Raw genomic sequence first — 17,057 nt, 5'->3', positions numbered from 1 at the left:
GGAGCGGACGCGGCCAGCGCCCGCACCTGCCTCTATGTCTTTGCGAATATTAACTTTTGAAGCCGGTCATCGGCAGCGCGATCTTGCGCGCTGCGCAGATATTGTGCGTGCCGGCGCAACCATGTCGACATCTAGCCGTGAACAGCAGCGTACGAAGCTATCGGGCTGATTCGGACGTGATTCGTTCGGGCCGCGTTCCGTTCGTTAAGGCAGAGCGCGGCCCCGTTGCATTTTGAGACACGCGCGGCGTCAGGCCGCGCCGGAATGCTTCACGCGCGGCACGCGCCAGCCGATGACGGTGGCCTCTACCGGAACGCCGGCCGCGTGGTTCTGCCAGCGTCCCTCGACGTAGCGGCAGGCAAAGGGCAACTGATACGTTCCGCTGTGGTCCTCACACAGCACTTCGACGGGCACGCCAGGTGGCGGTTCTCCGGTGCCATCGAATTCCGCCAGACGTCTATCGCGCGTTGCCATTCCAAAAATCTCCCCTAATCAAAGCGGCGGAAAGAGCGCCCACTTCTTCCGCGCGCGGTTTAGTGCTCCCCTGTCCAAAGGGAACACGCCAAGCTCAACGCGAGAATGCGGTGCGAGTGTGGTAGCCTCACGCGGCTCTGCGCAATCGGCGCACATTGCCGTGATCGATTTTAATGAGGAACCTTGATGTTGCGCCGGATCGCTGCCGTCTCTTTCGTCGTGTTACCGCTCGTCGCGCACACGCAGGTCGCGGCGCAGGACGTTCCCGGCATCGAGATCTGCACCGTCGAGAAGACCATGGAGCGGCGAACCAGCTGTCTGCAGAGCAATGTCGATTTCCTGCAGAAGACCATCACCAAGCTCAATCTCGATCATCAGCAGAAGCTGGATGCCGCCATCAGGCAGATCGATGCGCTGAAGGTGACGCTCGCCGGCTTGCAGAAAACCATCGGCGATCTCCAGGCCGCGCAGGCAAGGCAGGCGGAGGATCTGAAGAAGAAGCAGGATGCGCCGCCGCCGAAGGATGCGAAGTAGGTGCCGTAGGGTGGGTTAGCTGAGCAGATGCACAAAGCGCATCTGCTCACCGTAACCCACCTCTATCGTTTCCGAGGAGACAGAAGTGGTGGATTACGCCTTCGGCTAATCCACCCTACGAGTTCAGCGCCTGCGGCTCGACCGCAATCCTGATCAAGCAAGGCGCGGGGCAAAGGCGCATCATCCCCCCGCTTCGAACGAGAGCCTTAACCCGTGAATCCAGCCCAGCGCGCGCTCTGGTACATCGAAAGCCATCTGGCCGAGCCGATGACGCTCGACGAGATCGCCGCGATCGGCGGCGTGTCGCGGTTCCACATGGTGCGCGCGTTTGCCGCAGCCACCGGCTTCCCGGTGATGCGCTACGTGCGCGCGCGGCGGCTGAGTGAGGCGGCGCGCAGTCTCGCCAAGGGCGCGCCGGACATTCTCAGCGTCGCGCTGGAGGCAGACTACGGCTCGCACGAAGCATTCACCCGCGCGTTCCGCGACCAGTTCGGCACCACGCCCGAAACGGTGCGAGCGGCGACGTGCACCCACCAGCTCAGGCTTCAGGAGCCGATCCTCATGGACTCCACGATCTCAAGCAATCTCAAAGCTCCGCGTTTCGAAACCGCCAAGGCCTTCCTCGTGGCCGGCATTGCCGAGCGCATCTCCTGCGACAATGGCGCCATCATCCCCGGCATGTGGGCGCGCTTCCACCAGCAGGTCGCCGACATTCCCGAGCGCGTCGGCCAAGGGAAAAATGAAGAGAAAAATCGAGTCGCCTACGGCGTCTGCTGCAACGGCGACGATTCCGGCAACTTCGATTACATCGCCGGCGTCGAGGTTCGCGATTTTTCCGATCTGCCACGCGGCTTCGGCCGCATCCGCATACCCGAGCAGCGCTATGCGGTGTTCACCCACAGCGACCACGTCGCCTCGATCCGCCGCACCGTCAACGCGATCTGGAATCAATGGCTGCCGGCATCTAGCTACAAGGCCGCGGACGCCCCGAATTTCGAGCGCTATGACGAGAAGTTCGATCCCGTCACCGGCAATGGCGGCTTCGAGATTTGGGTGCCGGTGAAGGAGTAACGCTGCAACGCTGGCATACCATCCCGCTTGCTTGGCAAGGGGGACCTACTTTGTCATAACCGCTGGCAAAACTTGCCAGCGGGGCCCGTGCCGGACATCCCGAGCAAGCCATAACAAGCTGCCGGGAGGTCCCACCATGTCCAACATCCGCGTTCTCGCCACCGACCTCGAATTTCCCGAAGGCCCCGTGGTGATGCCGGATGGTTCGGTCGTGTTGGTGGAAATCCGTGGCCAGCGTCTGACCCGCGTCTATCCCGATGGCCGCAAGGAGATCGTCGCGAAGGTCCCCGGCGGCCCGAACGGCGCCGCGCTCGGCCCCGACGGCAAGATCTACGTCTGCAACAATGGCGGCTTCTCCTGGATTCCGACCGGCAAGATGATCATGCCGGGGCCGCAGCCCGAGGATTATCTCGGTGGCTCGATCCAGCGCGTCGATCTGCAAACGGGCAAGATCGAGACCGTCGTCACCAAATGCGGCGAGCGCGATCTGCGCGGGCCGAACGATCTGGTATTCGACAAGCACGGCGGCCTCTGGTTCTCCGATCTCGGCAAGCGCCGTCCCCGCGAGATGGATGTCGGCGGCATGTATTATCTCAAGCCCGGCATGAAGGAGATCGTCGAAGTCGTGCACGGCGTGCTGCCGGCCAACGGCATCGGCCTGTCGCCGGACGAGAACACCGTCTACATCGCGGAGACGCCGACGGCCCGGCTCTGGGCCTATGAGCTCTCGGCGCCCGGCATGCTGAAGCCGCGCGAGGTGATCTATCGCGGCGAGCGCGGCAAGCCGATCTGCGGCCTTGGCGGCTACCAGATGTTCGACTCGCTCGCGGTGGAGGCGAATGGCAATGTCTGTGTCGCCACCCTGGTTTCGGGGTGCATCTCGGTGATCGCGCCCGATGGGACCCTGGTCGAGCAGGTCCCGACCGGCGACCCCGTCACCACCAACATCGCCTTCGGCGGCCCCGAGCTGAAGACCGCCTATGTCACGCTGTCCGGCAAGGGCGAGCTGATCGCCATGGACTGGCCGCGCGGCGGTTTGCCCCTCAATTTCCTAAACAAGTAAACGGTGCTAGTGACCGTCATTGCGAGCGCAGCGAAGCAATCCAGGAATGCGTCCGCGGTGACAATCTGGATTGCTTCGCTGCGCTCGCAATGACAACGGAGAGTCTCTCAAATGCCCTGGCCTGATCCCATCACCCTGCGTGGACAGCACGCCCGTCTGGAGCCGCTGGCGAAAGAACATCTTCCGGCACTGACGGAGGCCGTGAAGGACGGCGAGCTGTCGAAGCTCTGGTACACCGCGATCCCGTTGCCTGAGAACATGGGCAAGGAGATCGACCGCCGCCTCGGCCTTCAGGCCGCAGGCTCGATGCTGCCGTTCACGGTGTTCGATGCCGGCGGCAACATCGTCGGCATGACGACCTACATGAACATCGATGCCAACAACCGTCGCGTCGAGATCGGCTCGACCTGGTATGGCAAGAGCGCGCAGCGCGGCCCGCTCAACACGCAGTGCAAGCTGCTGCTGCTCCAGTACGCCTTCGAGACGCTGAACTGCATCGCGGTGGAATTCCGCACGCATTTCTTCAACCACCAGAGCCGCCGCGCCATCGAGCGCCTGGGCGCCAAGCAGGACGGCATCTTGCGCAGCCACCAGGTCGCGCCGAACGGCACGCTGCGCGACACCGTCGTGTACAGCATCACGGCGGCAGAATGGCCGACGGTGAAGGCGCATCTCAACTACCAACTCAACGAAAAGCCGCGCTAGGGGCGGCCGGGGCACCATGGATAGATTTGACTACGTGATCATCGGCGCGGGCTCGGCCGGCTGCATCCTCACCTCCCGGCTCAGCGAAGATCCGAACGTGAGCGTCTGCGTGCTCGAGGCGGGCCCGAACGACTGGCATCCCTACATCCATCTGCCGGCGGGCTTCATCAAGACCTTCCACATGAAGAGCATCAACTGGGCCTACCAGCAGGAGGTCGGGCCCTGGACCGGCGGGCGCAGCATCTACGCGCCGCGCGGCAAGACGCTCGGCGGCTCGTCCTCGATCAACGGCCACATCTACAACCGCGGCCAGCGCATGGATTTCGACACCTGGGCGCAGATGGGCAATCGCGGCTGGGGCTATGCCGACGTGCTGCCCTACTTCAAGCGGCTGGAGAAGCGGGTCGGCGAGGGCGAGGACACCTATCGCGGCCGCGACGGCAATCTCATCGTCACCACCATGGACTGGCGCGATCCGCTTTGCGAAGCCTTCATGGAAGGCGCGGTCTCGCTCGGCATTCCCCGCAACCCCGACTATAACGGCGCCAAGCAGGAAGGCGTCTCCTACTGCCAGCGCACCATCGACAAGGGCCTGCGCGTGTCAGGCTCGACCGCGTTCCTCAAGCCCGCGATGAAGCGGCCCAACGTGCATGTGCACACCCATGCGCATGCGACCGAGATCATCTTCGAAGGCAAGCGCGCCGTCGGCGTGCGCTACACCAGGGGCGGCCGCGGCGGCACGCCGGTGGAGGTGCGTGCCAACAAGGAAGTGATCCTCTCCGGCGGCACCTATAATTCGCCGCAGCTCCTGCAGCTCTCCGGCATCGGGTCGCCCGATCTGCTGAACGCCCATGGCATCCAAGTGCGCCACGCGCTGCCGGTCGGCGAAGGCCTGCAGGATCATTACGCCCCACGCACGGTCGCGCGCGTCAAGGACATCAAGACCATCAACGAGCTTCGTCGTGGCTTCTCGCTCTGGATCGAAGCGCTGAAATGGGCGACGGCGCGCAAGGGCCTGCTCTCGCTGTCGCCGACCATGGTCTATTGCTTCTGGCACTCCGGCGAGAGCGCTGACTCATCCGACCTCCAGCTCACCTTCACGCCGGCAAGCTACAAGGAAGGTGTGCAGGGCCAGCTCGAAGACGAGCCCGGCATGACGGTGGCCTCCTGGCAGCAGCGCCCGGAGAGCCGCGGCTATGTCCGCATCCGCTCCAATGATCCGTTCGCGCCGCCGATCATCCAGACCAACTATCTCGACGACGAGCTCGACCGCCGCGTCATCGTCGGCGGCATGAAGCTCGCCCGGCGCCTTTTGAAGAGCGCGCCACTCTCGCCTTACTACGCCTACGAGGATTTCCCCGGCCCGAACGTTAACACCGACGACGAATTTTTGCATGCGGCGACCGAGCGTGGCACCACCACCTTCCACCCCGGCTGCACCTGCCGCATGGGCCCGGCCGACAGCACGTGGGCAGTGGTCGACGACCAGCTCCGCGTTCACGGGCTGGAGGGCCTCCGCGTCATCGACGCCTCGGTGATGCCGCGCATGATTTCGGCGAATTTGAACGCAGCCACGATGATGATCGCGGATCGTGCCTCGGACCTCATCCGCGGCAAGGCGCCGATGGAAGCCGCGCGGATTCCGGACGCGGCGGTGGCGTGAGGGTGTCTTCGCCTCTCCCCACTTGCCGGGAAAGGCCGGATCGCATCGGAGATGCGATCCGGGTGAGGGCGAGTCTCCGCGAGTCGGGAGACAGCCGATGGACATCGGTGCGATCGTCGAACAGCTGGAAACCGAATGGGATACGAATGGCTTCTTCGATCGTGTCCGCAACGGTGATTATGACGCCGTCCGGCGGCAAGCCGTCCTCGCAACCCTGCGTATGATCAGTATTGGCGATGAAGAGACGGTACCAAAGCGCTTGGTATCCTTGCTTTGGTATCTGCCGTCCTTTCTGGTTTGGCAGACCAAACGGATCTCTGAGAGAGGTGGTGATCGTATCGCCTACGAGCGTTTTGTGACCGAGGTTCTCAATACTCTGCAAGAGGTTCTTGGTGTTCCCTAGGGCGATCCGCGTAGGGTGGGTTAGCGTAGCGTAACCCACCACTGCTGCCGATGCGGAAACGAAAGAGTGAGTTACGCTACGCTGACCCACCCTCCGAGCATTAGCGGCCCTCGAAGGGCGATCGCCCCTCTACATCTTGGCCCTCCATCCTTCGAGGCCTGCGGTGCGGTGCTGTGCCCCACACTGCTCGCACCTCAGGATGACGGGAGAGGCAGTGGCTTACACTTCCCGCCGGCTCAAGAACGCCAACCGCTCGAACAGATGCACGTCCTGCTCGTTCTTGAGCAGCGCGCCGTGCAGCGGCGGGATCAGCTTGCGCGGGTCGCGTTCGCGCAGCTGCTCGACGCTCATGTCCTCGTTGAGCAGCAGCTTGAGCCAGTCCAGAAGCTCCGACGTCGACGGCTTCTTCTTCAAGCCGGGCACCTCGCGCACCTCGAAGAAGATGCGCAGCGCTTCCTCGACCAGGCGCTTCTTGATGCCGGGGAAGTGGACGTCGACGATGCGGCCCATCGTGTCGGCGTCGGGAAACTTGATGTAATGGAAGAAGCAGCGGCGCAGGAAGGCGTCCGGCAGCTCCTTCTCGTTGTTGGAGGTGATCATCATGATCGGGCGCTGCTTGGCCTTGATCGCCTCGCCGGTCTCGTAGACATGGAATTCCATGCGGTCGAGCTCGAGCAGGAGATCGTTCGGGAATTCGATGTCGGCCTTGTCGATCTCGTCGATCAAGAGCACCGGGCGCTGCTCGGCGGTGAAGGCCTCCCACAACTTGCCGCGCTTGATGTAGTTCTTGATGTCGGAGACGCGCGCGTCGCCGAGCTGGCTGTCGCGCAGGCGCGACACCGCATCGTACTCGTAGAGGCCCTGCTGCGCCTTGGTAGTGGACTTGATGTGCCAGGTCAGCAGCGGTGCGTTCAACGCCTTCGCCACTTCCTCCGCCAGCACCGTCTTGCCGGTGCCGGGCTCGCCCTTGATGAGGAGCGGGCGCTCCAGCACGATCGAGGCATTGACGGCGACCTTGAGATCGTCGGTCGCAACATAGTCCTTGGTGCCGGTAAATTTCATTGCGCGTCCTTGTTGGTCGTCATCCCAGGCATTGCCAATTTCTTGGCTCTGGTCGCGACATGGGAACGGCCGCGCATGGCGGCCGTTCCTGGTTCGGTCAGGCTTTCAGGCCCGTCTTATCAGCGAAAGGATGACCAGCACAATCACCGCGCCGATCGTGGCATCCACGATGGCGCCGATCGTGCCGGTGGCGAGCTCGATGTGCAGCTGGGGCAGCACCCAGCTCGCCACCAGCGCGCCGATGATGCCGATGACGATGTTGCCGATCAGCCCAAATCCCGCCCCGTGGACAATCTTGCCGGCAAGCCAGCCGGCGATGGCGCCAATGATGAGCGCCGCGAGAATACCCATGACAAACGTCCCCAAAACAACCCGTTGAGGCGGTCAATTCTAGAGCAAAAAGCCTCCCGGTCCAGCGTCCCACGCCGGCCTCCGCCCCTTGACGTCCGTCCCCCGACGGGCAATCTGTCACCCATGTTCCTGCAATTCTTTACGTCTCTGCGCGATGCGCAGGTCCCTGTGACGCTGCGCGAATACCTCACGCTGCTGGAGGCGCTCGACGCTGACCTGTCGGACTATTCGGTCGAGAATTTCTACTATCTGTCGCGCACCTCGTTGGTGAAGGACGAGCGAAATCTCGACAAGTTCGACCGCGTCTTCGGCACGGTGTTCAAGGGGCTGGAAAGCCTGCTCGACGCCATGGAGAAGGCGGAGATTCCCGAGGAGTGGCTGAAGAAGCTCGCCGAGAAATATCTCAGCGAGGAAGAGAAGAAGCAGATCGAGGCCATGGGCTGGGACAAGCTCATGGAGACCTTGAAGAAGCGCCTCGAGGAACAGAAGGGCCGACATCAGGGCGGCTCGAAATGGATCGGCACTGCCGGCACCTCGCCGTTTGGCGCGCACGGCTACAATCCTGAAGGCGTCCGCATCGGCCAGGAGAAGAACCGCAACAACCGCGCCGTGAAGGTATGGGACAAGCGCGAGTTCAAGGACCTCGACGGCAATGTCGAGCTCGGTATCCGCAACATCAAGGTGGCGCTGCGGCGCCTGCGCAAATTCGCGCGCACCGGCGCGCCCGATGAGCTCGATCTCGACGCCACCATTCGCGAGACCGCCAATCACGGCTATCTCGACGTCCACATGCGGCCCGAGCGGCGCAATGCGGTGAAGCTCCTGGTGTTCTTCGACATCGGCGGCTCCATGGACTCGCATATCGAGCAGGTCGAGGAGCTGTTCTCGGCGGCGAAGAGCGAGTTCAAGCACATGGAGTATTTCTACTTCCACAACTGCCTCTATGAAGGCGTGTGGAAGCAGAACAAGCGCCGCTTTACCGATCGCACGCCGACTTGGGACGTGCTGCACAAATATCCGCACGACTACAAGGTCGTGTTCGTCGGCGACGCCTCGATGTCGCCTTACGAGATCATGGTGCCCGGCGGCTCGGTCGAGCACGTCAACGAGGAACCCGGCTCGGTCTGGCTCGACCGCATCATCCGCACCTATCCGCATACGGTGTGGCTCAATCCGGTCGCGCAGAAGCACTGGGACTATTCGGAATCGACCACCATCATCAAACGCATTTTTGCAAACCGCATGTATCCGATCACGATCGAGGGTCTGGAACATGCGATGAAGGAACTGACGCACTAGCTTCTTGTCATTCCGGGGCGATGCGAAGCATCGAGCCCGGGAATCCATCGGGCCGCAGTGCGTGTAGAGAAATGGATTCCGGGCTCGCGCTACGCGCGCCCCGGAATGACAACAAGAGGGAGACCCATATGCCTCAGACCATCACCCGCGGAATCAAGGCGCTGATCGACGAGGCCAATGCCGAGATCGAGACACTCTCGGCCAAGGACGCCATCGAGATCTCCAAGAACGGCGACGTCGTCATCGTCGACATCAGAGATCCCCGCGAGATCGAGCGCGAGGGCCGCATCCCCGGCGCGTTCTCCTGCACCCGCGGCATGCTCGAATTCTGGATCGATCCGCAGAGCCCGTACGCAAAGCCGATCTTCCAGGAGGACAAGAAGTTCGTCTTCCATTGCGCCGGCGGACTGCGCTCTGCGCTCGCGGCCAAGACCGCGCAGGATATGGGCCTGAAGCCCGTCGCCCACATCGCCGGCGGCTACGCCGCCTGGCGCGATGCCGGCGGCCCGACGGAAGCGTGGGAGCCGAAGAAGAAGGGGTAACCCTTCTCGTCATTCCGGGGCGCGACGAAGTCGCGAACCCGGAATCCATTCATCCACCGCCCCCGCTGCACGATGAAATCTGGATTCGTGCTGCGCACGCCTCGGAATGACAAGGAATACTCCGTATGGCCACCGATCCCCTCGTCTCCACCGAATGGCTCGCCGCCCATATCAACGACGCCAACGTCAAGGTGCTCGACGCCAGCTTTAAGCTGCCGGGCGTGCTGCCCCTGCCGAAGGATGATTATCTCGCCGCGCATCTGCCGGGCGCGGTGTTCTTCGACGTCGACGCGGTGTCCGACCATTCCAATCCGTTGCCGCATATGTATCCCAGCGCCGAGCAGTTCGGCCGCGACGTCGGTAATCTCGGCATCGGAAACAGCGACACGGTGGTGCTCTACGACGCCGGCGGTTGGGTCGCGGCGCCCCGCGCTTGGTGGATGTTCCTGGCCTTCGGCCACAGCAATGTCCGCATCCTCAATGGCGGCCTGAAGAAGTGGCGCGCCGAGGGACGCTCTGTGGAGAGCGGCGAGGTCAAGCCGAAGGCCGCGACCTTCAAGGCGAGCTACGATCCGAAGCGCGTGCGCAGCATGCAGCAGCTGGTCGCGAACGTTGAAAGCCGCGCCGAGCAGGTGATCGACGCCCGCGCTGCCGACCGCTTCGAAGGCCGCGCCCCCGAGCCGCGCGAGGGTATCCGCTCGGGCCACATCCCCGGCGCGCGCAACGTGCCATACGTCAAACTGTTCGATGCCGCGACCGGCGTGATGAAGCCGCTCGAAGACATGCGCGCTGCCTTCACTGGTGCCGGTGTGAAGCTCGACGCCCCGATCGTGACCAGCTGCGGCTCCGGCGTCTCCGCCGGCGTGCTGACGCTCGCGCTCTATCGCCTCGGGATCACCGACACCGCGCTCTATGACGGCTCGTGGTCGGAATGGGGCCAGGAGGGCGGCCCGGCGATCGCGAGCGGGCCGGCGTAAAGAGAGTTGGAGTAAGTCTCAGCGCGTTCGCGCAGCCGTCATGGCGAGCGTCTGCTGTTGCTGGCCGAACGGATCGAGCGCCTGGTTGACCTGCTGAGGCGGCGGCGCGCGCCGCACGATGCGGTGACGCTTCCTCGGCTTGTGCGCGCGCGGCTTGCTGTCTTGCGTCGCGCGGCCCGCCTTGGGCTTCGCCGGCGCAAGCTCGTTCAGCGCCGCCACCCGGGCGGCTGCGATGTCGCTCACGCGCGAGGCCAGTGCCGGCGTTGCAGTTCGCGGCACATCGGTGGCGGACGTCGCCGGAGCCGACGGCGGGGTGGCAATTGAAACGGTCGTGTCGGCCGGCGTGAGCGTGTCGGTTGGCGCGGGTGCCGCGGCCTCGCTCCTGGCCGGCTCAACAGCCGGCGCTTCGGTGGCGGACGGAGCCGTCTCGACAGCCGGCGCGACGGCGACGAGCTGAGGCTCAGGCTGGGCTTGTAGCGTCACCGCGGCCATCTGCTCGGGCCCGGTCTCGACCGCGGGCTGCCCAATGCTCGGTACCTGATTGGTCAGAACCTGATTGCTCGAGACCTGGTCCGGCATCGCCGGCGCCGCCTCGTTGGCGACGGGCGCGGCGGGCTCGACGCGCAGGGCCGCGAGCACTGGCTGGGCCGGCTCGGGGCTTTGTGCGAACACTTGCTCCTGCGGGCCGTTCCGCCAGGAGGGGTTGCTGACATACTGCTCGTGGCTCGCCCGCACGAGTGCGGCGGCGCCTAGGCCGAACACCAGGATGGAGGTAGACAGCAGGATCGCGGCAAGCAGGAAGCGAAAGCCGGGAAGCATTGACGGGTTGCGAATTTCCGCCCCGGCAGCGTGTGGCCAGGGCCCATGAGCCATCTGAACGCGGTGACGGTACTGAACGCCGCCTTCGCCACGCGGGGATTCGAGCTCAAATCGTGGCGAATCAGGCTGATTCGACCATATCGCAACGTCTTCGCGCCGTTCCGTAAAAATCGGGGTGTTGACTCCGGCAATCTACGGCGCAATGCGATTTTCACCCCGTGATGCAACGGAGCAACTGTGTGCGATTGCATCACAAATCGCACAATCGGCACATATCAGCCTGTTATGTCTTGAATGTGCCGCTATCTTCGGTCATCTGGCCGTCGACGGCTCGGACGGGGCCCGGGACACCACAAGAGCGATGATGATCAAACATTTTCTGACGATATGCGCTGCCGCAACAGTCGCTGCGGCGGGAACCTCGCTTGCACAGGCCCAGAGCTATCCGGTTCAGCAGGCGCCGAGCTATGGCGCTCCGGCCGAATACCGGCCCGGTGACCGCACCCCGAATTTCGACTCTCTGGAAGACGACGACGCGATGCCGCAGGCCTCGCTGCCGCCGCCCGGTCCGGCTGACGATCCGCGCTACGCTCGCCCTGCAGGCCCGCCGGTCTACTCTGCAGCCCCGCCGCAGGGCCCGGTGATGTCGCCGGATGATCCGCGTTACGGCCGTCCGGCCGGTGCTCCGCCGGTTTATTCCGCCGCTCCGCCGCAGGGGCCGGTGATGTCGCCCGACGACCCCCGCTACGGCCGTCCCGCCGCTCCGCCGGCAGTGATCTACGCTGATCGCCCGGGCCAGGCGCCCGCCAGCGATGGCATGCGTCCGCCGGAAGCCGTCAGTGGCCCCGCCGCGACTGGCGCGGTCCCGCAGCAGGGCGCCGATGGCCGGCCGATGTCGGTCGCCGCGCTGCCGCCCGAGGAGCAGCCTGACGCGGCCCCGGCGCAGCTGGCGCCGAACCTGCGCCGCCAGGAGGTCGCGTTCCAGACCAAGGAGCCGGCCGGCACTATCGTGGTCGATACGCCGAACACCTATCTCTATTACGTCCTCGGCAATGGCCGGGCGATCCGCTACGGCGTTCGCGTCGGCCGCGACGGCTTCACCTGGACCGGCGTGCAGAAGATCACCCGCAAGGCCGAGTGGCCGGATTGGCATCCGCCGGCGGAAATGATCGAGCGCCAGCCCTATCTGCCGCGCTTCATGGCCGGCGGCGAAGGCAATCCGCTCGGTGCCCGCGCGATGTATCTCGGCTCGACCGTGTACCGCATCCACGGCACCAACCAGCCCTCGACGATCGGCAAGTTCGTCTCCTCCGGCTGCATCGGCATGCTGAACGAGGACGTGTCTGACCTCTTCGACCGCGCCAAGGTCGGCACCCGCGTGGTGGTGATGCCGGGCAATCCGCCGCAGGCAACCGCGTCGGCCGCGCCCGGTCCGGCTCCGATGGCTGCCCAGGCTGGCCCGGTCCCCGGCACGCAGCCGACGGTCGTGCCGCCGCTGCCCGCGCCTGTCACCGTGCGCTAAGCGCTTCAAGACAACTGGAATTGAGAAGGGCGTGCCATCGGCACGCCCTTCGTCGTTTGAGATCTGCGTCGATCAGGCCAGCTTCCGCGGCATCTCGTTGCCCTTGGTGAAAGCGTCGATCGCCTCGACCATCTGGCCATAATGGATGCGCAATCCGTCCTCGGTGGCGTAGCCGAGATGCGGCGTCAGCACGAGATTGTCGAGCTTGCGGAAGGGATGATCGAGCGGCAATGGCTCGACCGAGAACACGTCAAGGCCGGCACCGGCGATCCTGCGCTGCTGCAACGCCTCCAACAGCGCAGCTTCATCAACAATGGGTCCGCGCGCGGTGTTGACGAGGAACGCGGTTGGCTTCATCCGTGCAAGATCTGCGCGGCTGACGAGGCCGCGCGAGCGATCGCTCAGCACCACATGGATGGTGATGATGTCGGCCTTGGCAAACAGCTCCTCCTTGGTGGCGTAGCCGACGCCGGCGGCCGCGCACTTCTCCGGGGTGAGGTTCGGGCTCCAGGCGATCACGTTCATGCCGAACGCCTTGGCAATGCCGGCCATCTTGGTGCCGAGCTTGCCCAGCCCAACGACGCCGAGCGTCAGGCCTTCGATCTCGACGCCGGCAAAGGTCTGCCAGGGCTCGCCCGCATGCATGCGCGCATTCTCGCGGCCGATGCCGCGAGTCAGTTCGAGGATCAGGCCCATGGTGAGCGGCGCGGTCGGGTCGCGCGAATATTGCGTGCCTGCGAGCGCTATGCCCTTCGCCTTCACGGCCTCCATGTCGATCGCGGCATTGCGCATGCCCGACGTGAGCAGCAGCTTCAGCTTGGGCAGCTTGTCGAACAGGCTTCTGGGGAACGCCGTGCGCTCGCGCATCGCGCAGATGATCTCGAAGTCAGCGAGCGCGCTGGCCGCGGCCTGCTCCGAGGCGAAGGGATGGCTGAACACAGTGGTGTCGATCCGGTCGGATAGTTTCGACCAGTCGGCGACGTCGAGGGCGAGGTTGAAATAGTCGTCGAGAATTGCACAGCGCAGCCGCGTCATCAGCGTCAATCCATGGCGAGAGGTGACAGCGCCGGGCGGGGCGCCATTGTCGGAACCGGGCCATGGTTGCGCGCAATCAGCCTCGCGCGCAAGCAGTCTGGGTCTTCAAAAATCCGACAGGGACGGGGCGATTCAGCGCGGCTTCAACCGGATCGGCGCATCCATGCCGTGCTTGGCCCGCCAGGCGGGACCGGGGCCGCGCATGTAATGCAATTCGGGCCGGTAGGGGTTGAAGGCGGTGGCGAAGAAGCGCTTCCAGAAACCCTTGATCTCCAGGACGAGCGCGTTGGCGCGACCGGCTTCTGCCGGAACGGGAAGGGAATGAGTCTCGATCAGAGCCATGATGTGGGCCTCGCTGTACTCCCCGTTCATTCTGAGCAGGGGGCGCTGTTACCGCGCGAAACCGAGCTTTGGCCTGATTGATTAAAAGATGGTTTCAATTGTCCGGATATGGGTCCGGATGGTGTCCGACCAGTATTCATCCGTGGTGAACGGAGGGAAAACATTGCCCTTTGGAGGCGGGATCGCTACATCGCTGGCTAAGCAAATCTCCTCAAATTGAAGGTTTCACGGGACCGATGGCGCGCCAGTTCATCTATTTCATGCAGGGCCTGACCAAGAGCTACCCGACCCGGAAGGTGCTCGATAATATCCACCTCAGCTTTTACCCGGACGCCAAGATCGGCGTTCTCGGCGTCAACGGCTCGGGTAAGTCGACCCTGCTCAAGATCATGGCGGGCCTCGACAAGGAATATACCGGCGAGGCCTGGGTCGCCGAGGGCGCCCGCGTCGGCTATCTCGAGCAGGAGCCGCACCTGGATCCTGCGCTCTCCGTCCGCGAGAACGTCATGCTAGGCGTCGCCAAGCAGAAGGCGATCCTCGACCGCTACAACGAGCTCGCCGTCAACTATTCGGACGAGACCGCCGATGAGATGACCAAGCTGCAGGACGAGATCGAGGCCCAGGGCCTCTGGGATCTCGACAGCAAGGTCGACCAGGCCATGGACGCGCTGCGCTGCCCGCCCGACGACGCCGATGTGACGAAACTCTCCGGCGGTGAGCGCCGCCGCGTCGCGTTGTGCCGTCTTTTGCTCGACCAGCCTGACCTCCTGCTGCTGGACGAACCGACCAACCATCTCGACGCCGAATCCGTGTCGTGGCTGGAAGGCCATTTGCGCAATTATCCTGGCGCGATCCTGATCGTCACCCACGATCGCTACTTCCTCGACAACGTCACCGGCTGGATCCTCGAGCTCGATCGCGGCCGCGGCATTCCCTACGAGGGCAATTACTCGTCCTGGCTGGTGCAGAAGCAGAAGCGCCTCGAGCAGGAAGGCCGCGAAGACGCCGCGCATCAGAAGACGCTCGCCCGCGAGCAGGAATGGGTCGCGTCTTCGCCCAAGGCACGCCAGGCCAAGTCCAAGGCGCGCTACCAGCGCTATGAGGAACTGCTCAAGCAGGCGAGCGAGAAGCAGAGCCAGACCGCGCAGATCATCATTCCCGTGGCCGAGCGGCTCGGCGCCAACGTGGTCGATTTCGAAGGCCTCAGCAAAGGCTTTGGCGATCGGCTCCTCATCGACAATCTCACCTTCAAGCTGCCGCCCGGCGGCATCGTCGGTGTCATCGGTCCCAACGGCGCTGGCAAGACCACGCTGTTCAGGATGATCACGGGGCAGGATAAGCCCGACAAGGGCACGATCACGATCGGCGAGACCGTGCATCTCGGCTATGTCGACCAGTCGCGCGACGCGCTCGACGGCAAGAAGACCGTCTGGGAGGAGATCTCCGGCGGCAACGAACTGATCCTGCTCGGCAAGAAGGAAGTGAACTCGCGCGGCTATTGCTCGTCGTTCAACTTCAAGGGCGCCGACCAGCAGAAGAAGGTCGGCGCGCTCTCCGGCGGTGAACGCAACCGCGTCCATCTCGCCAAGATGCTGAAGTCCGGCGCCAACGTTCTGCTGCTCGACGAACCGACCAACGACCTCGACGTCGACACGCTCCGCGCGCTTGAAGAGGCACTGGAGGATTTCGCCGGCTGCGCCGTCATCATCAGCCACGATCGCTGGTTCCTCGACCGCATCGCGACCCACATCCTGGCCTTCGAGGGCGACAGCCACGTCGAATGGTTCGAAGGTAACTTCCAGGACTACGAGAAGGACAAGATGCGCCGGCTCGGCCAGGACAGCATCATTCCGCACCGCGTGAAGTACAAGAAGCTGACGCGGTGATCTCGGCATGATGTGGCGGGCGCTCATCGCTGCTGTGACTGTGCTCACCTGCGGATGGTCGTCCGCCCACGCCGCCGACGCTGCGTTCACGCAGTTCATCGCTTCGCTCTGGCCGGAAGCGCAAGAGGCCGGCGTGTCGCGCGCAACGTTCGATCAACAGACGCGCGGGCTCGAACCGGACTACAAGCTGCCTGACTTGATCCTGCCGGGACGCCCCGCGACCGGCGCGCCGTCGCAGGCCGAGTTCGTGCAGGTGCCGGCCGACTACGTCAGGGAAGCCTCGATTGCCAATCTTGCGGGCGAGGGGCGGCGGCTGCTGCAAAAATACAGTGCTGCGCTGGCGAAAATCGAGAAGAGCTCCGGCGTGCCTGCGACCGTCATGCTCGCGATCTGGGGACGCGAGACCGATTACGGCCGCTATAAATTGCCTTACGATCTCGTCCGCGTGCTGGCGACGCAGGCCTATGTCGGCCGGCGCAAGGATACCTATCGCAACGAGTTCATCCTCGCGCTGAAGATCCTCGGCGAGGGCGTGGTCGCGCGCAAGGACATGACCTCGTCCTGGGCCGGTGCCACGGGACTGACGCAGTTCCTGCCGTCCGAATATTACAAGCACGGCGTCGATTTCGACGGCGATGGCCGCATCGACATCTGGCACTCGGTGCCGGATGCGCTGGCCTCGGCTGCGCAGCAGCTCGTTAACAAGGGCTGGCAGAGCGGCGTGCGCTGGGCCTACGAGGTGCAGGCACCGGCGAAGGTGGATTGCACCGTCGGTGTGCCTGAGGTGACCAAGCCGATCGGCCAGTGGTTGCGTGAAGGCTTTGTGCCGGTGCGCGGACAGAAACTGAGTGCCGCAGAGCAGGCCCAGCCGGCCTCGCTGCTTCAGCCGGAGGGTATCTATGGTCCGGCATTCCTGACGACGAAGAATTACTTCGTCATCAAGGAATACAATTTCTCCGACCTCTACGTGCTGTTCGTCGGCCATCTCAGCGACCGCATGACGAGCCCATTGCCGTTCGCGACGCCTTGGTCGGCGTCGAAGCAATTGCGCACGAGGGATGTGGAGGCGATGCAGCGCGGGCTCACCCGCGTTGGTTTGTACAAGGACAAGATCGACGGCAAGGCCGGCATGCAGACGCGCGCCGCGCTCGGCGCTTATCAGAAATCGGCGGGGCTCAAGGTCGATTGCTGGCCGAGCGAAGAGGTGCTGCGCTCGATCCAGGCAGCACGCTAGAGCGTTTCACATTTTGATTGAACCATAGCCGGCGCTGGCGAAGTAGTTGGCGCATTCGCGAGGTTGGATGTCTTG

At 64.0% G+C, this 17,057-nt stretch carries 19 protein-coding genes; 13 read left to right on the top strand and 6 right to left on the bottom strand.

The window, feature by feature from the left end; genetic code table 11:
- Nucleotides 1–249: 249 nt before the first annotated feature.
- Entirely contained in the window at nt 250–474 is a 225-nt protein-coding gene (locus XI06_RS16740) for a hypothetical protein (protein ID WP_237865825.1), read from the bottom strand.
- 186 nt (nt 475–660) lie between these two features.
- On the opposite strand from XI06_RS16740, the gene XI06_RS16735 reads away from it, so the two are divergent.
- The 6 genes from XI06_RS16735 (at nt 661) to XI06_RS16710 (ending at nt 5,913) form a co-directional block, all read left to right on the top strand.
- Nucleotides 661–1,008, top strand: coding sequence for a hypothetical protein (locus XI06_RS16735; RefSeq protein ID WP_237871415.1), 348 nt, complete (start codon nt 661–663; stop codon nt 1,006–1,008).
- A gap of 213 nt (nt 1,009–1,221) precedes the next feature.
- Nucleotides 1,222–2,079, top strand: coding sequence for an AraC family transcriptional regulator (locus XI06_RS16730; protein ID WP_237871413.1), 858 nt, complete (start codon nt 1,222–1,224; stop codon nt 2,077–2,079).
- Between the two features lie 136 nt (nt 2,080–2,215).
- Nucleotides 2,216–3,142, top strand: coding sequence for an SMP-30/gluconolactonase/LRE family protein (locus tag XI06_RS16725; protein ID WP_271605908.1), 927 nt, complete (start codon nt 2,216–2,218; stop codon nt 3,140–3,142).
- Between the two features lie 111 nt (nt 3,143–3,253).
- Nucleotides 3,254–3,847: a GNAT family N-acetyltransferase gene (locus XI06_RS16720; RefSeq protein WP_271605907.1), complete on the top strand. Its 594-nt coding sequence runs from the start codon at nt 3,254–3,256 to the stop codon at nt 3,845–3,847.
- Between the two features lie 16 nt (nt 3,848–3,863).
- Nucleotides 3,864–5,510: a GMC family oxidoreductase gene (locus XI06_RS16715; RefSeq protein WP_271605906.1), complete on the top strand. Its 1,647-nt coding sequence runs from the start codon at nt 3,864–3,866 to the stop codon at nt 5,508–5,510.
- Between the two features lie 97 nt (nt 5,511–5,607).
- Nucleotides 5,608–5,913 carry a hypothetical protein gene (locus XI06_RS16710; protein WP_237865831.1) on the top strand — a complete coding sequence of 102 codons (306 nt, stop codon included), beginning with the start codon at nt 5,608–5,610 and terminating at the stop codon, nt 5,911–5,913.
- A 219-nt stretch (nt 5,914–6,132) separates the two neighbouring features.
- Here XI06_RS16710 and XI06_RS16705 read toward each other — a convergent pair whose 3' ends face one another.
- The gene (locus XI06_RS16705; RefSeq protein WP_237871410.1) at nt 6,133–6,975 is read right to left on the bottom strand and encodes an AAA family ATPase; all 843 of its coding nucleotides are present in this window, start codon (nt 6,973–6,975) and stop codon (nt 6,133–6,135) included.
- A 105-nt stretch (nt 6,976–7,080) separates the two neighbouring features.
- Entirely contained in the window at nt 7,081–7,326 is a 246-nt protein-coding gene (locus XI06_RS16700) for a GlsB/YeaQ/YmgE family stress response membrane protein (protein ID WP_237871409.1), read from the bottom strand.
- A 123-nt stretch (nt 7,327–7,449) separates the two neighbouring features.
- On the opposite strand from XI06_RS16700, the gene XI06_RS16695 reads away from it, so the two are divergent.
- From XI06_RS16695 to sseA, 3 genes are all read left to right on the top strand, one after another.
- Complete coding sequence (locus XI06_RS16695; RefSeq protein WP_237871407.1) at nt 7,450–8,625, top strand: vWA domain-containing protein; 1,176 nt, start codon at nt 7,450–7,452, stop codon at nt 8,623–8,625.
- Between the two features lie 128 nt (nt 8,626–8,753).
- Entirely contained in the window at nt 8,754–9,167 is a 414-nt protein-coding gene (locus tag XI06_RS16690; protein WP_061027208.1) for a rhodanese-like domain-containing protein, read from the top strand.
- Nucleotides 9,168–9,292: 125 nt separating this feature from the next.
- A complete protein-coding gene (gene sseA / locus XI06_RS16685; RefSeq protein ID WP_271605905.1) occupies nt 9,293–10,144 on the top strand; it encodes a 3-mercaptopyruvate sulfurtransferase in 852 nt (283 codons plus the stop codon).
- Between the two features lie 18 nt (nt 10,145–10,162).
- On the opposite strand, the gene XI06_RS16680 is transcribed toward sseA, so the two are convergent.
- Nucleotides 10,163–10,963, bottom strand: a complete 801-nt coding sequence (locus tag XI06_RS16680; protein WP_271605904.1) for a hypothetical protein — start codon at nt 10,961–10,963, stop codon at nt 10,163–10,165.
- Nucleotides 10,964–11,008: 45 nt separating this feature from the next.
- Here XI06_RS16680 and XI06_RS16675 point away from each other — a divergent pair, with 45 nt between their 5' ends.
- Together XI06_RS16675 and XI06_RS16670 are read left to right on the top strand one after the other, a co-directional pair.
- Entirely contained in the window at nt 11,009–11,185 is a 177-nt protein-coding gene (locus XI06_RS16675) for a hypothetical protein (RefSeq protein WP_237865835.1), read from the top strand.
- Nucleotides 11,186–11,327: 142 nt separating this feature from the next.
- Nucleotides 11,328–12,485 (top strand): L,D-transpeptidase, encoded by a 1,158-nt coding sequence (locus tag XI06_RS16670; RefSeq protein WP_237871403.1) that lies wholly within the window; start codon nt 11,328–11,330, stop codon nt 12,483–12,485.
- 72 nt (nt 12,486–12,557) lie between these two features.
- On the opposite strand, the gene XI06_RS16665 is transcribed toward XI06_RS16670, so the two are convergent.
- Together XI06_RS16665 and XI06_RS16660 are read right to left on the bottom strand one after the other, a co-directional pair.
- Nucleotides 12,558–13,520, bottom strand: coding sequence for a D-2-hydroxyacid dehydrogenase family protein (locus tag XI06_RS16665; protein ID WP_237865837.1), 963 nt, complete (start codon nt 13,518–13,520; stop codon nt 12,558–12,560).
- A 132-nt stretch (nt 13,521–13,652) separates the two neighbouring features.
- A complete protein-coding gene (locus tag XI06_RS16660; RefSeq protein ID WP_194466555.1) occupies nt 13,653–13,862 on the bottom strand; it encodes a hypothetical protein in 210 nt (69 codons plus the stop codon).
- Between the two features lie 236 nt (nt 13,863–14,098).
- Here XI06_RS16660 and ettA point away from each other — a divergent pair, with 236 nt between their 5' ends.
- A complete protein-coding gene (gene ettA, locus XI06_RS16655) occupies nt 14,099–15,748 on the top strand; it encodes an energy-dependent translational throttle protein EttA (RefSeq protein ID WP_237865838.1) in 1,650 nt (549 codons plus the stop codon).
- Between the two features lie 7 nt (nt 15,749–15,755).
- Nucleotides 15,756–16,982, top strand: a complete 1,227-nt coding sequence (locus tag XI06_RS16650; RefSeq protein WP_237871401.1) for a lytic murein transglycosylase — start codon at nt 15,756–15,758, stop codon at nt 16,980–16,982.
- The last annotated feature ends 75 nt before the right edge of the window (nt 16,983–17,057 follow it).

Source organism: Bradyrhizobium sp. CCBAU 11434, from assembly GCF_028128895.1.
In the GTDB taxonomy this organism is placed as follows: domain Bacteria; phylum Pseudomonadota; class Alphaproteobacteria; order Rhizobiales; family Xanthobacteraceae; genus Bradyrhizobium; species Bradyrhizobium zhengyangense.
Note: the sequence above shows the minus strand (reverse complement) of the source record. Positions and strands in the feature narration are given on the sequence as shown.

Excerpts from the sequence above, each read along its gene's own strand:
- XI06_RS16740 (WP_237865825.1), bottom strand. The coding sequence starts at position 474 with ATGGCAACGCGCGATAGACGTCTGGCGGAATTCGATGGCACCGGAGAA.
- XI06_RS16735 (WP_237871415.1), top strand. The coding sequence starts at position 661 with ATGTTGCGCCGGATCGCTGCCGTCTCTTTCGTCGTGTTACCGCTCGTC.
- XI06_RS16725 (WP_271605908.1), top strand. The coding sequence starts at position 2,216 with ATGTCCAACATCCGCGTTCTCGCCACCGACCTCGAATTTCCCGAAGGC.
- XI06_RS16720 (WP_271605907.1), top strand. The coding sequence starts at position 3,254 with ATGCCCTGGCCTGATCCCATCACCCTGCGTGGACAGCACGCCCGTCTG.
- XI06_RS16715 (WP_271605906.1), top strand. The coding sequence starts at position 3,864 with ATGGATAGATTTGACTACGTGATCATCGGCGCGGGCTCGGCCGGCTGC.
- XI06_RS16710 (WP_237865831.1), top strand. The coding sequence starts at position 5,608 with ATGGACATCGGTGCGATCGTCGAACAGCTGGAAACCGAATGGGATACG.
- XI06_RS16705 (WP_237871410.1), bottom strand. The coding sequence starts at position 6,975 with ATGAAATTTACCGGCACCAAGGACTATGTTGCGACCGACGATCTCAAG.
- XI06_RS16700 (WP_237871409.1), bottom strand. The coding sequence starts at position 7,326 with ATGGGTATTCTCGCGGCGCTCATCATTGGCGCCATCGCCGGCTGGCTT.
- XI06_RS16695 (WP_237871407.1), top strand. The coding sequence starts at position 7,450 with ATGTTCCTGCAATTCTTTACGTCTCTGCGCGATGCGCAGGTCCCTGTG.
- XI06_RS16690 (WP_061027208.1), top strand. The coding sequence starts at position 8,754 with ATGCCTCAGACCATCACCCGCGGAATCAAGGCGCTGATCGACGAGGCC.
- sseA (WP_271605905.1), top strand. The coding sequence starts at position 9,293 with ATGGCCACCGATCCCCTCGTCTCCACCGAATGGCTCGCCGCCCATATC.
- XI06_RS16680 (WP_271605904.1), bottom strand. The coding sequence starts at position 10,963 with ATGCTTCCCGGCTTTCGCTTCCTGCTTGCCGCGATCCTGCTGTCTACC.
- XI06_RS16675 (WP_237865835.1), top strand. The coding sequence starts at position 11,009 with ATGAGCCATCTGAACGCGGTGACGGTACTGAACGCCGCCTTCGCCACG.
- XI06_RS16670 (WP_237871403.1), top strand. The coding sequence starts at position 11,328 with ATGATCAAACATTTTCTGACGATATGCGCTGCCGCAACAGTCGCTGCG.
- XI06_RS16665 (WP_237865837.1), bottom strand. The coding sequence starts at position 13,520 with ATGACGCGGCTGCGCTGTGCAATTCTCGACGACTATTTCAACCTCGCC.
- XI06_RS16660 (WP_194466555.1), bottom strand. The coding sequence starts at position 13,862 with ATGGCTCTGATCGAGACTCATTCCCTTCCCGTTCCGGCAGAAGCCGGT.
- ettA (WP_237865838.1), top strand. The coding sequence starts at position 14,099 with ATGGCGCGCCAGTTCATCTATTTCATGCAGGGCCTGACCAAGAGCTAC.
- XI06_RS16650 (WP_237871401.1), top strand. The coding sequence starts at position 15,756 with ATGATGTGGCGGGCGCTCATCGCTGCTGTGACTGTGCTCACCTGCGGA.